Origin of the sequence: Bergeyella cardium, from assembly GCF_003614945.1 — a bacterium.
Lineage (GTDB): Bacteria > Bacteroidota > Bacteroidia > Flavobacteriales > Weeksellaceae > Bergeyella_A > Bergeyella_A cardium.
In genome coordinates this window covers 203,763-216,314 of the sequence record NZ_QYCZ01000001.1, presented here as the reverse complement: position 1 = coordinate 216,314, position 12,552 = coordinate 203,763, and the positions used below count along the sequence as shown (strand labels likewise).

11 protein-coding genes are annotated in these 12,552 nt (G+C 42.2%); 5 read left to right on the top strand and 6 right to left on the bottom strand.

What is annotated here, in order from left to right:
- Positions 1 to 400: 400 nt before the first annotated feature.
- Positions 401 to 1,417 (bottom strand): quinone-dependent dihydroorotate dehydrogenase, encoded by a 1,017-nt coding sequence (locus D8991_RS01035; protein WP_120489659.1) that lies wholly within the window; start codon positions 1,415 to 1,417, stop codon positions 401 to 403.
- 79 nt (positions 1,418 to 1,496) lie between these two features.
- Between D8991_RS01035 and D8991_RS01030 the strand changes: the two genes are divergently transcribed.
- Positions 1,497 to 3,002: a TlpA family protein disulfide reductase gene (locus D8991_RS01030; protein ID WP_120488345.1), complete on the top strand. Its 1,506-nt coding sequence runs from the start codon at positions 1,497 to 1,499 to the stop codon at positions 3,000 to 3,002.
- A 99-nt stretch (positions 3,003 to 3,101) separates the two neighbouring features.
- On the opposite strand, the gene D8991_RS01025 is transcribed toward D8991_RS01030, so the two are convergent.
- The 3 genes from D8991_RS01025 to D8991_RS01015 are packed head-to-tail and all read right to left on the bottom strand — an operon-like array spanning position 3,102 to position 5,261.
- Positions 3,102 to 3,803, bottom strand: coding sequence for a C40 family peptidase (locus D8991_RS01025; RefSeq protein ID WP_120488344.1), 702 nt, complete (start codon positions 3,801 to 3,803; stop codon positions 3,102 to 3,104).
- A 15-nt stretch (positions 3,804 to 3,818) separates the two neighbouring features.
- A complete protein-coding gene (locus tag D8991_RS01020) occupies positions 3,819 to 4,466 on the bottom strand; it encodes an O-methyltransferase (RefSeq protein WP_120488343.1) in 648 nt (215 codons plus the stop codon).
- 33 nt (positions 4,467 to 4,499) lie between these two features.
- A complete protein-coding gene (locus D8991_RS01015) occupies positions 4,500 to 5,261 on the bottom strand; it encodes an alpha/beta fold hydrolase (RefSeq protein ID WP_120488342.1) in 762 nt (253 codons plus the stop codon).
- Positions 5,262 to 5,378: 117 nt separating this feature from the next.
- Between D8991_RS01015 and D8991_RS01010 the strand changes: the two genes are divergently transcribed.
- Both D8991_RS01010 and D8991_RS01005 read left to right on the top strand, forming a co-directional pair.
- The gene (locus D8991_RS01010) at positions 5,379 to 6,746 is read left to right on the top strand and encodes an exopolysaccharide biosynthesis polyprenyl glycosylphosphotransferase (protein ID WP_120488341.1); all 1,368 of its coding nucleotides are present in this window, start codon (positions 5,379 to 5,381) and stop codon (positions 6,744 to 6,746) included.
- 54 nt (positions 6,747 to 6,800) lie between these two features.
- On the top strand, positions 6,801 to 7,874 hold the full coding sequence (locus D8991_RS01005; protein ID WP_394364122.1) for a CapA family protein: 1,074 nt from the start codon (positions 6,801 to 6,803) through the stop codon (positions 7,872 to 7,874).
- Positions 7,875 to 7,897: 23 nt separating this feature from the next.
- Here the strand turns inward: D8991_RS01005 and D8991_RS01000 are convergent, their stop codons facing one another.
- A complete protein-coding gene (locus D8991_RS01000) occupies positions 7,898 to 8,485 on the bottom strand; it encodes a thymidine kinase (RefSeq protein ID WP_120488339.1) in 588 nt (195 codons plus the stop codon).
- A 60-nt stretch (positions 8,486 to 8,545) separates the two neighbouring features.
- Between D8991_RS01000 and D8991_RS00995 the strand changes: the two genes are divergently transcribed.
- Entirely contained in the window at positions 8,546 to 9,475 is a 930-nt protein-coding gene (locus D8991_RS00995) for a hypothetical protein (protein WP_162926717.1), read from the top strand.
- A 21-nt stretch (positions 9,476 to 9,496) separates the two neighbouring features.
- Complete coding sequence (locus tag D8991_RS00990; protein WP_120488337.1) at positions 9,497 to 10,894, top strand: UDP-N-acetylmuramate--L-alanine ligase; 1,398 nt, start codon at positions 9,497 to 9,499, stop codon at positions 10,892 to 10,894.
- Positions 10,895 to 11,256: 362 nt separating this feature from the next.
- Here the strand turns inward: D8991_RS00990 and D8991_RS00985 are convergent, their stop codons facing one another.
- Entirely contained in the window at positions 11,257 to 12,531 is a 1,275-nt protein-coding gene (locus D8991_RS00985) for an acetyl-CoA hydrolase/transferase family protein (RefSeq protein ID WP_120488336.1), read from the bottom strand.
- Positions 12,532 to 12,552 lie beyond the last annotated feature (21 nt).

The window sequence follows — 12,552 nt, the reverse complement described above, 5'->3', positions numbered from 1 at the left end:
CCACTCCACCCCTTCCAAATGTTAAAATTTGATTGAGCAAAAAAATCAATAAATCATAAATAAAACCCTATTTCATTATTAAAACAACAACAAGCATTCTATTTACACCTTATTGCAATCAAAAAACATACGATTGTATTAAAAGGGATAGCGTCTGCATCTTTCCGACAAGCATCTGCATCATTCCGACAACCTATTGCGCTATCCCGACAAACCCCAGCATTGCTCCGACAACCATTTGCACTATTCCGACAAGCGTCTGTATCATTCCGACAAACATCCGCACAATCCCGACACCCACTTGCGCCATTCCAACACCCACTTGCCATCCATAAACAAAAAAAAATCCAAACCAATACATCATCGGTTCGGATTAATAATACCCTTGTTTTCTTAATAATTACACCTGCTCTCTTAAAAGCGCCTTGTTAATCTCCTTTATAAGCCCTGCGCCTTCATAAATAAACCCCGTATAAAGTTGGATAAGCGATGCCCCTGCCTCAAACTTCTCTATCGCATCTTGAGCAGAATGTATCCCTCCTACACCGATAATCGGAAACGCTCCGCCACTCTTCTGATGCATAAAACGAATCACTTCCGTTGATCTGGCAGCCAATGGCTTGCCAGATAAGCCTCCTGCCTCCACTCGGTTGGGCGATTGTAGCCCTTCGCGGGACAGCGTCGTATTCGTAGCAATCACCCCCGCTATTTGAGTATCCTTCACAATTTCAATAATATCCAAAAGTTGCTCATCGCTCAGGTCTGGAGCTATTTTTAGGAGGATTGGCTTAGCTTTAGGCATAGCTTCATTCAATTTTTGTAGCGTTGTCAGCAAGTATTTTAGCGGTTCCTTGTCTTGGAGAGCCCTCAGATTCGGCGTGTTGGGCGAGCTCACATTTACAACAAAGTAATCCACATACGGAAACAGCGCTTCAAAACAAATTTTATAATCCTCCACAGCATTTTCATTCAGTGTCAGTTTATTCTTCCCGATATTCCCGCCAATCAGCACATTTGTGTTCTTTTTTAGCCGCTTTACAGTCGCCCGAACCCCCTCATTATTAAATCCCATACGGTTTACAATCCCAGAATCCTCAATCAACCTAAACAAACGCTTCTTCTCATTCCCTGGTTGTGCCTTTGGCGTTACTGTTCCTATCTCGATAAAGCCAAAACCAAGCGCCCACAGCTCTTTATACAGCTTCGCATCCTTATCAAGACCGGCCGCCAGACCAATAGGGTTCCTAAACTTCAGCCCGAATACCTCGCGCTCAAGTTTTTTATCAAAAATCGGACGAAGAAATGCCCTAAACATAAACGGGCACTTGCCAAAAACTTTAAGTAATGAAAATGTGAGATTGTGAGCCCTCTCTGGGTCTAATTTAAAGAGAAAAGGTCTTATAAAACGCTTATACATATCAAAAAAATGTTTCCCAAAAGTACAAAAATTACTTATTTTTGCCCTCATTAAACCAAAAAATCTAAATTTATATACAATGAAATCCTATTTATCATTAATTGTAGCCTTTTTCCTACTCATTTCTTGTAATAAAAAAATAGAAGTAAAAGGAAATATAAAGAATGCTAACCCATTAGACAGAATTGAGGTCATCGAAGCCTCTGGCGTAGCCACTTTACCCCTCATCAACATCCCCGTAGATGAAAAGGGACACTTCAACGCCTCTTTTGACGCCCCGAAGAACGGAATGTACCTCTTTGCATACGCCGGTAAAGCCACAATGCTCTATCTGAAGAAAGGACAAAGCCTCGAGCTCTCTGGAGACGCCTCATCCTTCCCAGAAACAAACCAAATCAAGGGCGAAACAAAGGCCAACAATGATTTTCTTAAGAAATCCGATGAAAGTTTCCAGAATTACGCCAATAAAATTGATGTCCAGAAGCTCATAGAAACCGATGAACCCAAATTTATTAAGGATTTCAATAAAATTCTAACCGATCTCACCAAGCAAATCGATGATTTCGGCGCAAAATACAAGGCCGACAGCGAGGTTATCACCTACAAAAAGATGGATACCAACGCCAAACTCATCGGGCTAATCGATTTATACGAAAAATCTCACGCCCTCACCACAAAAAACAAAAGCTACAAGCCTTCGGCAAAGTTCACCGAGCTAAAAAAAGCCCTCATAAACGATGAGGAAAAGATGGTCAAAGAAATTCCTGCCTATCGCCAGTTCCTGCTCGGCACCCTCAATAATGATTTCCAAAAATTCGCCCAACCGAAAATGCTCAGCAGCCAACAAACACCCCTCACCTCCGAGCTTTTCACCGATTTTATGAAAGAGAAAAAAGAATTCTCCCAAACGGTCAAAGATTACCTCTTCTCGTTCATCATCGCCAATGATATTAACTACGAAAACATCAAAAAATACGACAAAATCACCAAGCTGATAGACGAAAACATAAAAGATAATACCATAAAAGACAATCTGAAAGAGCTCCAAAAGGTACTGATGGGCTTCAAAGAAGGCACAGCGCCAGACCTCGCCCTTCAAAACGAAGACGGTAGCAATACAAACCTCAAAGACCTCAAAGGAAAGCCTACCCTCGTCGTATTTTATGCCTCCTACAACCCAAATATAGCCTTCACCCTCGTTCCGCAGCTCAAAGAGCTCGACGATACCTACAAATCCAAGCTCAATTTCGCCTACATCAACCTCGATGATACCCAAGACCAGTTCAAAAAGACCAGCTCCTCCCTCCTGAAAGGGCTCTCAGGCGCACATTTCTACATTAAAGACGGCATAAACTCCCCCGAAGCTAAAAAATTCGGTCTCTACGCCTTCAAAATACCGAGCATTATCCTGATAGATAAAGATGGTAAGCTCTCAGGAAGGCCTTACTTCGGCATAGATGAGAATTTCACTAACCAATTAGAGAAACTCACTGGCATAAAAGCCCCTTCACAAGCTCCGCCAGCTGAAATCTCCCCTCTCCCAACCGAAAAAGCCCCTTCGCAACAGCCCGAGCAAGCAAAATAGACTTACAGTTATTTTAAATATTGAAAAAACCTGCCTTAGAAATCCCTAAAGCAGGTTTTTTTGTCCCAAATCACCTCCCATCTCACCCCCAAAGCTCCTCTACAATAGAATTGATTTGATAAATCTAAGCCTGTGCGTGTGTTTATTCAGCTCGCCATTAAAAATACCTATCGTATCAATATCATCAATCCGAACTTTCCCAAAAGAATGAATGATTTTCTGCCCTCCAAGCATTATTCCCGCGTGGATAATATCGCCATTCTCGTTTTCAAAGAAGGCTACTTCGCCGCCAACACATTCTTCAAGGAAATTGAGAGCCTCTCCACACTCTGACTGCCCCTCTGCAAACCTCGGAAGGGCAATTCCGTGTATTTTATATACCAATTGAGCAAGCGCAGGGGCATCAATCCCAAAAAAACTCCGCCCACCATAGAGGTAAGGAGCATTAAGGAAGCTCTTCGCTGTCTCTACTACGCTTTCTGGTGTGGCAGGCAGAGGCGGCACAGGGCTTCCCGCACCAATTTCTGCACCCATCGAGAGCAGATACCGCCCCTCCTTCGTCTGCACAAAAGAAAAGGGAGTTTGTATAACACTACGAACGCTATTTCCCTCCTTTTTAAGTGAGGAAGAAACTACCCAGCCTTCTGTAGCATCAAAATCCATCGAGATTCTAGCATAATCTTTCTCTGTTTCTAAAACCGTACAGCTTTCTCCATAAAGCATCTGCGAAATAAGCTCAGATGTTTCATTAGGATGCCTACGAATGCAGATTAGAGGAAGTTTGCAACTTATTTTTTCCATAAATGAGGGTAGTGTTTATTTCCTTCGCATCAGGTTAAGACCGTCGCGCAAAGGTAGGATTAGATTTTCAAAGTCCGGGTCTTGAGCCGCTAAGTCATTCAATGCCTTGATGCTTTGCGTAGCTCTCTGTGTTGGGTTTTCCTCAAGAACTTTACCATACCAAAGTACATTATCAAACATCAGAACTGCCCCAGCTTCCAATTTTGGCTTAATCAATCGGAAATAATCTGGATAATTCTCCTTATCAGCATCAATAAAGACCAAATCATATCGCTCTGAAGTGTTTTTTAGATGGTCTTTTGCATCTTGAAGCAGAAAATTAATCTGATGAGCATAAGCACTTTCCTCAAAATATTTCTTAGGAAGGTACGCGAGGTCTTCATTAGTATCAATCGTCGTAAGTGTACCGTCTTTCGCAAGCCCTTCGGCGAGGCAAAGGGTAGCATAGCCTGTAAAAGTGCCGATTTCAAGGATGTTTTTAGGCTGGATGAGTTGAGAGATAATGGAAAGTAGCCTCCCCTGCTGATAACCCGAAATCATATGAGGCTGAGTAGTCTTCTGATAAGTCTCCCTCCTCAATCGCCTAAGGATAGCAGGCTCTTGGGATGCGTGAGATTCCAAATACCTGTCCATCTCCGAATGCAATTCTTCAAAATAGCTCATAGTAATGATAGTTAAAATGATGATTAATGGGAGTTAGGGGTTTAAAAGTTCTTGATTGATAATTGCCGAGCATACTTCGGGCTTTTCCCAATGCCCACAATGCCCGCAATCGAGGGTATAGACCTTAATATTGCTTCGCTCTGGAAGTGAGGAGATGAATAATTCATTCTTCACTGCACCATCATACCTCCCAGTGATGATGAGCACCTTTGCCTCTAAATCTTTAAGCACAGAAAGACGGTTGGGGCGTTCTACCATACCGAGCTGAGCAACTTTTACACCCTCTACATCTGTTGAGTGTGCAATTTCCCTCGCAAGGTTGATTTTTGTTTCCAGCCTATCCTTCTCATTAGGGTTAAAGAGGTTGGGAATACTGTTATTGACGAACATTGAGAAATATTTGTCTATGATTTCAATGCTTCGGGTACGGATTTTTTTCTTCTCCTCATCATCTTCCAATGCTGTGGAGAAGAAAAGCGTAAGCGAACGCAGCATTTCCGGATATTTCTCTGCAAAAGCAAGAGAAACATAGCCCCCCATAGAATGCCCAAGGAGATGAACCGCTCTAAGATTAAGGGAATCGAGTGTAGCTTTTACCTCATCGGCCATCATTTCCATTGTTTGTGGAGAGGACTTTACCTCCGAAAGCCCGTGCCCAGGCAAATCTACCTTTATCAATTTGAAATCTTTAGAGAGAAAGCCTTCCATATCTGCCCAGATACTGCTGTTCTCCATAAAACCGTGCAGGAGCACCAAAACCTCCTTCCCTCTTCCTGAAATATTATAATGAAGCATTAGATACTGTTAAAAAAACTATGGTCGCAAAGGTAAGAAATAGATTTGTGAAGGGCTTTCTGAAGACTTAATTTATAAAAAAGTAGTATTTTCGTGAATACAAATTGAGAAAAAGGAATGCAAAGGCTGCGGTACTCTAAATATACAAAGGTTATTATCATAGGAATAGATGCTGTTATTATCGCCTGCACATTCCTGTTTTTTTATTGGTGGAAGAGAGGTATTAGCATCAGTGATATCTTCACCGAAAAGAATATTACTACTGTATGTTTGCTACTTATTTTCTGGTTTCTCATCAGTGGGCGTACCAAGCTCTACTCCATCTCCCGAAGCCTTACCTATACCAACTATTTGGAAAGGCTCGCTATACATATTTTGTTCTTCTCTGGAGGGGTAGTACTCCTTACCAATATATCCGACAGCAGTATCTTCAAAAGCGAGAGGCTCTACCTCTGTCTGAGCTTGCTGCTTATCTTTTTTGTACAGAAATCGGGCATTTTTCTCTTCCTGAAATATATTCGCTCCAAAGGTATCAACCATAGGAATGTAATGTTTATCATAGAGACACCCACTACCGAAATTTTAAGAGAAATTTTTATTAAAAGGAAGGACTACGGCTATCGAATTTTCAACTTCCCAAAGGGAGAAATAAAGATTCAAGACTTAAAAAACTTCTGGAAAACACACGGCATCCACAGTATCTATATACCGTCTCAGAAAGCACTGCCCACCGAACTGGAAAAACAAATTTTCATAGAAGCAGAAAAAGATAAAGTGGAAATCATCCTCCTGCCCAACATTATCCAAACCCGATTTTTCACCTACGAACTGAGATATATAGAGTCTCTCCCCGTATTATACCCAGCAAAATTTCCATTAAATTATTTTGCCAATTATACCATTAAACGCACATTTGATATCCTCTTCTCCCTCATTATCCTAATAGGAGTATGCTCGTGGCTCTTTCCCATCATCGCTCTGCTGATCAGGCTCAGCGGTAAGGGGAATATCATCTTCAAACAAAAAAGATATGGTTACCGAGAGGAGGTATTTAATTGCTATAAATTCCGAACGATGAAAGAGGATGAAAGCTCCACTTCTAAGATAACGGAGGAGAACGACAGCAGAATAACGCCTATCGGTAGATTTCTCAGGAAAACCAGCCTTGATGAGCTCCCTCAGTTCATCAATGTACTGCTTGGGGAGATGTCCGTTGTAGGTCCTCGCCCACATATGCTCGCCGTAGATGAGGAATTTAAACCCAAAATCGGAAGATACTCAATTCGTAGTTTGGTAAAACCAGGAATTACGGGGCTCGCACAGGTAAATGGGCTCCGAGGCGATAAAGGAGACCGAAATATTCAGATGAGAAAAAGGGTAATTGCCGATTCTTTCTATGTAAAAAATTGGAGTTTCAGCTTAGACCTTATCATCATTCTAAAAACCCTTATCCTGATGATTAAAGGAGATAAAAATGCCAGATAATATTAACTAAAAATTATAAAGATGAATAAACTATTGACTTTTTTAGCTGCATCAATGCTCGTTTTCTGCCAATCCAAAAAGGAAGAAAGCTCTGCTTCTACTCATAATGCTTCTCAAACCGAGAAAGCGGTGGCAGATTCTCCTCAAACTCCTCTCAAAGACACGATAAGCATCGTTGCTGTAGGGGATATAATGATTGGGAGTAAATATCCCTCCATCAGCTACCTGCCGAAAGATGATGCCGTAGGGAGTTTTAATGCTGTAAAAGACTATTTAAAAGGAGACATCGTCTTCGGAAATTTGGAAGGCACGCTTATAGACAATGGCTATACCCAAAAGTGTGGGAAAAACTCGTCCAACTGCTATGCTTTCCAAATGCCTGAGCGCTACGGCAAGATTATAAAAGATGCAGGTTTTATGCTGATGAGTATTGCTAATAACCACGCCGGAGATTTCGGAGAAGCAGGCAGAAAACGAACCGCAGAGGTGTTAGACGAAAACGGAATACTCTACGCAGGACAGATTGAGAAGCCCTACATCACCTTTGAGAAAGACGGCGTAAAGTACGGCTTCTGTGCCTTTGCTCCGAACCGAAATATGGTATCTATTTTAAACATCAAGGAAGCTCAGCAAATCGTCCGAGAGCTGAAATCTAAGTCCGACATCGTCATCGTATCCTTCCACGGGGGTGCCGAAGGCGCTACGCATACCCGTGTGCCCCGTAGAAATGAGATTTTCTTCGGAGAAAACCGAGGCAATGTCTATGAATTTGCCCACTCAGTCATTGATGCAGGGGCTGATATCGTGCTTGGGCACGGTCCACATATAACCCGCGCCGTAGAGCTGTATAAAAATAAATTTATCGCATACAGTCTTGGGAACTTCAATACCTATGGAAGATTTAATCTGAAAGGAGTTAATGGTATTGCACCGCTATTGGATATTAAGCTGAATGCCAAAGGCGATTTCCTCTATGCAAAGGTGGTTTCCATAAAACAGACCGATGAAGAGGGCGTACAATTAGACCCCAATGCAGGGGCTTTCCAGCAGATAAAATCGCTCACCCTTGCCGACTTCCCAGAAAATGTTCTCCATTTTGAAGAAAATCCTGATATTATTAGAAAATAAGGGGAGATTTTTGCTTTAATAGCTTAAAATTTACGGTTTAATACCTCATCTACAAAAACCCTACGGCTTACGGCTTCGTAGCTTTCGGTCTCGCCCAGCTCTACCAAATCTTTGCTTTGGCTGGTACGCATAGAGTAGTTGGCAAGGTTGCCCGTTCGCTTACAGATGGCGTGTACTTTGGTCACATATTCAGCAGTGGCCATCAGTGCGGGCATAGGTCCAAAGGGCCTACCGAGGAAGTCCATATCCAGTCCTGCAATCACGACACGCACGCCATTATTGGCAAGCTGATTGGCAATTTCTACGATACTGTCATCAAAAAACTGAGCTTCATCTATGGCGATTACATCACAGCCAGAGCCCAGCAGGAGGATTTCACTTGGGCTTTCTACCGCAGTACTTCGGATTTTGTTTTGGTTATGAGAAACCACATCTTCCTCAGAATATCGGGTGTCTATTTTGGGTTTAAAGATTTCCACGCTTTGCCCTGCCATTTCTGCCCTGCGGAGCCTACGGATGAGCTCCTCCGTTTTCCCAGAAAACATAGACCCACAGATGACTTCCATCCACCCACTTTGTTTGGCATGATTAATTGTATTTTCTAAAAACATTTTTTATTTTAGCCGTGATTTTTGAGCCTCAAAAATACTAAATTTAATTTTCAATTTTATATGCAAAAGATACAGGATTTACAGGACAAACTCTTCTTCGAATGTAAGAATATATTAGACAGTATCTCCAAAATTTCAACAAAAGAAGAGCTCCTGATAAAGCACGATTTATTTCTGGAACTCACCAATAGAATCACCGTATTAAAATTCATTGAGAAGAATGAAGCCGACCTCACTCCCAATGTAGAAAGCAATGAAATCCTAAACACCCACCTCCCTTCCCCTGAAGAATACCCCGAAGAACCAGACAACAAACCCGAACTGGAAGAAGAGGTTATTTTTAATAATGAACTCAACGAAATCAGCATTGAAGAGACACCCTCTATCGATATTCAATTCCTCAACCCTGAAGAAACTCAGAATGTAGAGGAAGAAGTATTAATTGAGACAGAAACTCCCCAAGAAATAGAGGAAGTAACCCCTCAGCTGGAGGATGAAAAGCCTATAGCTCATACAGCAGAAGAGACCTCAGAGCCTCAACACAAAAATGAAGAGACGCTCCAAAAAGAAATAGAGGAAGCAATAGAAAATATAGAAGAGTCGACTGAAGAAAACATAGAGGAAAATGAAAGCGAGTATCCTACCGAGAAGAAAATAAAACTCGCGAAAATAAAACCCCTAAGCCATATTGAGCCTCTCTTTAATGAAGAGACATTAGAAGAAATCACCGAGCAAAAAGCAGAACAGCATCAAAATAAAAAAGCAAGGAGAGAATTTGCCTTAGACCTAAATGACAGGATTGCCTTTTCTAAACACCTCTTCGATGGTAGCCAAGTAGAGCTGAATGAAGTGGTAAAAAAACTCAATTCCTTTGACGATATAGACAGTGCAAAAGAGTTTCTCAGCGATATGTACTACGAAAAAAACTGGGATAAAGTAGATGAAATAGCACAAAGACTTTGGTATCTTGTAGAAGATAAATTTATATAACCTTAGAACGAATAAATCGAGATGATAAAGGATATTTCCAACTTCCAGAATGTGTTTTTTATTGGGATTGCAGGTGTCGGTATGAGCGCCATAGCCCAGTACCTAAAAGGTATTGGTAAGGATGTTTCGGGGAGTGACCGATATTTCCACCCCGATGAGTTTAATCCTACCAAAAACCTACTGGAAGCCGAAGGTATCCAGTGCTTCCTGCAAGATGGCAGTGGCATCTCCGAGGATACGGACTTAGTCGTAGTTTCCACCGCGATAGAAGATACCGTCTTTGAAGTTCAGAAAGCAAAAGCACTCAGCATTCCTATTATCAAGCGGAGTGAGCTCCTCGCTATCATTGCACAAAGCAAGAAAACGATTGCCGTAGCAGGCACTTCGGGTAAGAGTACCACTTCTGCTATGCTCTATCAGATTTTGAACGATGCAGGTTTATCACCGAGTATTATCTCTGGTGCAGGGCTTACGAGTCTTATCAAGCAAGGAAAAATAGGCAATGCTGCCGTAGGAAAAGGCGAATGGCTCATTATAGAAGCCGATGAAAGCGATGGCTCCGTAGTGCAGTACAAACCAGAGATTGGGCTCCTCCTGAATATTGATAAAGACCACCAAGAGATTGATGAGCTCATCCAGCTTTTCACGATTTTTAAAGGGAATACCCATCATCGTTTTATTGTAAATCAGTCCAATTTATTAGCTAAGGACTTGTCTTCGGATAAATCCTCTGATTTCGGTTTTGAAACTCCAGAAGCGGGCTATTGCATCACCGATTTTCATCAAGAGGGTTTTCATCTCAGCTTTAGAATCCAAAACCAAGTCTTTGAAATGAATGCTATCGGTAGGCACTCGGCGGAAAATGCTGCTGCAGCCATAGCCGTTGCCCACAGCGTAGGTGTGAGTTTGGAGGTCTGTGCCCAAAGCCTTGCCCAGTACGAGGGTATCTACCGCAGACATCAGATTCTGGGGCAGAAGAATGGCGTTTGGGTAATTGATGACTATGCCCATAATCCTGCAAAATGCGCTTCCAGCATTAAGGCTTGCCAGCTCGTTGCTGGTGAGGGCAGGCTTATCACTTGGTTTCAGCCACACGGCTACAAACCTACCCGATTCCTAAAACAGGATTTTATAGATGAAATATCCGCAGCCCTCCGCCCACAAGATGAAATCCTGATGAGTGAAATATTCTACGCTGGCGGCACTGCCGTAAAAGATATTTCTGCCAATGACCTCATCTTAGGCATTAAAGAAAAAGGAAAAAAAGCATGCTTTATAGAGCACAGAGCAGAGATTATCCCTTACCTTTCCCAGCACCTACACAGTGGCGACATCCTCCTCCTAATGGGTGCCAGAGACCCGAGCTTAGAAGATTTTGCAAAAGAGGTTTTTAATGGGCTTCTGGCTAATAGCTTTTAGCTTTTGGCTAAAAAAATGCGTGTTTTCAACCGCTCAAATCATCAAGTTTTTCATCAATTTTTTGCGAAATTAATAATAAAACAAGCTGAAACAGCGTAATAATTTATATTTTTAATCTTGCCCATATTGCGTGTGTAATTCACAGACCTGCGAACATCTTGATTCACCTCGCTAACATCATCGGAGGTCTCCGACAATGTTGATTCACCTTGTAATGAATTTTCAAATTTCTATACCTTATATATATAAGGTGTAAAATAATTGCCCCTCGTGCTAACGAGTGCATCACCTGCAAGGTGTACCGAAAAAAAAGCCCTCATAGAGGGCTTTTATCAAGAAGTAAAGGTGCTACCAATGATAGCTTAAAGTGTTCTGTATCGTTTGAAGGCTTGCTCGGTAAGGTATTCCCTGTCGTCTGGGTGAGCGATGTCTATAAGCGCCTTTGCCCTTTGCCTGAAATTCTTACCATAGAGGTAGGCTACGCCATACTCAGTAACTACATAGTGGATATGCCCTCGGGTGGTAACTACCCCTGCACCTTCTTTGAGGGTTGGGACAATTCTTGGGAGGCCTTTTTTGGTTCGGGAGGTGATTGCCATAATCGGCTTACCGCCCTCGCTCAGTGCTGCACCGCGCATAAAATCTACCTGACCCCCGATACCGCTGTACTGATAAGTCCCAATAGAATCTGCACATACCTGCCCCGTAATATCTATCTCTATCGCAGAATTAATGGCGTGGAGCTTCTTATTTTTCATAATTTGGATAGGGTCATTGGTATGCCTTACATCCATAAATACTACGGCTGGGTTATCATCCACATAATCGTAGAGCTCCCTCTCGCCAAAGCAGAATGAGGTTACCGTACGGTTATTATGAAGCCCCTTATACTTATTATTTACGATATCGTTTTTAATGAGATCTATCGCCCCATTGCTGAGCATCTCTGTATGTATCCCGAGGTCTTTATGGTTGTTTAAATAGAGCAAAGTAGCGTCTGGAATAGTACCGATACCCATTTGTAGGGTAGCCCTGTCGTCTATAAGCCCCGCAATATTTTGCCCAATTTTCATTTCTATATCGGTGATTTTTGAGCGATAGTCTATGGTGAGAAGCTCGGATTCGTGGAGGACAGCCTTAGTAAATTTTGTATAATGAATCAAGCCCTGACCGTGGGTCTTCGGCATTTTAGGATTGACCACTGCGATAATCTTTTTGGCAAGATCTACTGCACTTCTGGTAACATCTACCGAAGTTCCCAAAGTACAATAGCCGTGCTTATCTGGCGGGGAAACGGTAACTACCGCCACATCCAGAGGCATTACATTCTGGAAAATAAGCGGTATCTCGCTAAGGAATGCGGGGATAAAATTGCCCTTACCTTGATTAACGCCCTCGCGAAGGGGTGAGGAAACAAAAAAAGAATTCATTATAAAACTATCCCCATACTGAGGCTTAGCAATCTCTATGTCCCCTTGCAAGGTAATGGAGACTACTTCTACATCTTTCAAACGCGGTGCCTGTCTTGCCATTTCATCTATGATAACGGTAGGCGTACAAGCTGATCCGTGGAGGAATACCCTCTCTCCGCTCCTAATTTCGGAGACAGCTTCTTCAATGGTTGAATAATTTATCATAATGCGTAAAAAATTATTGGG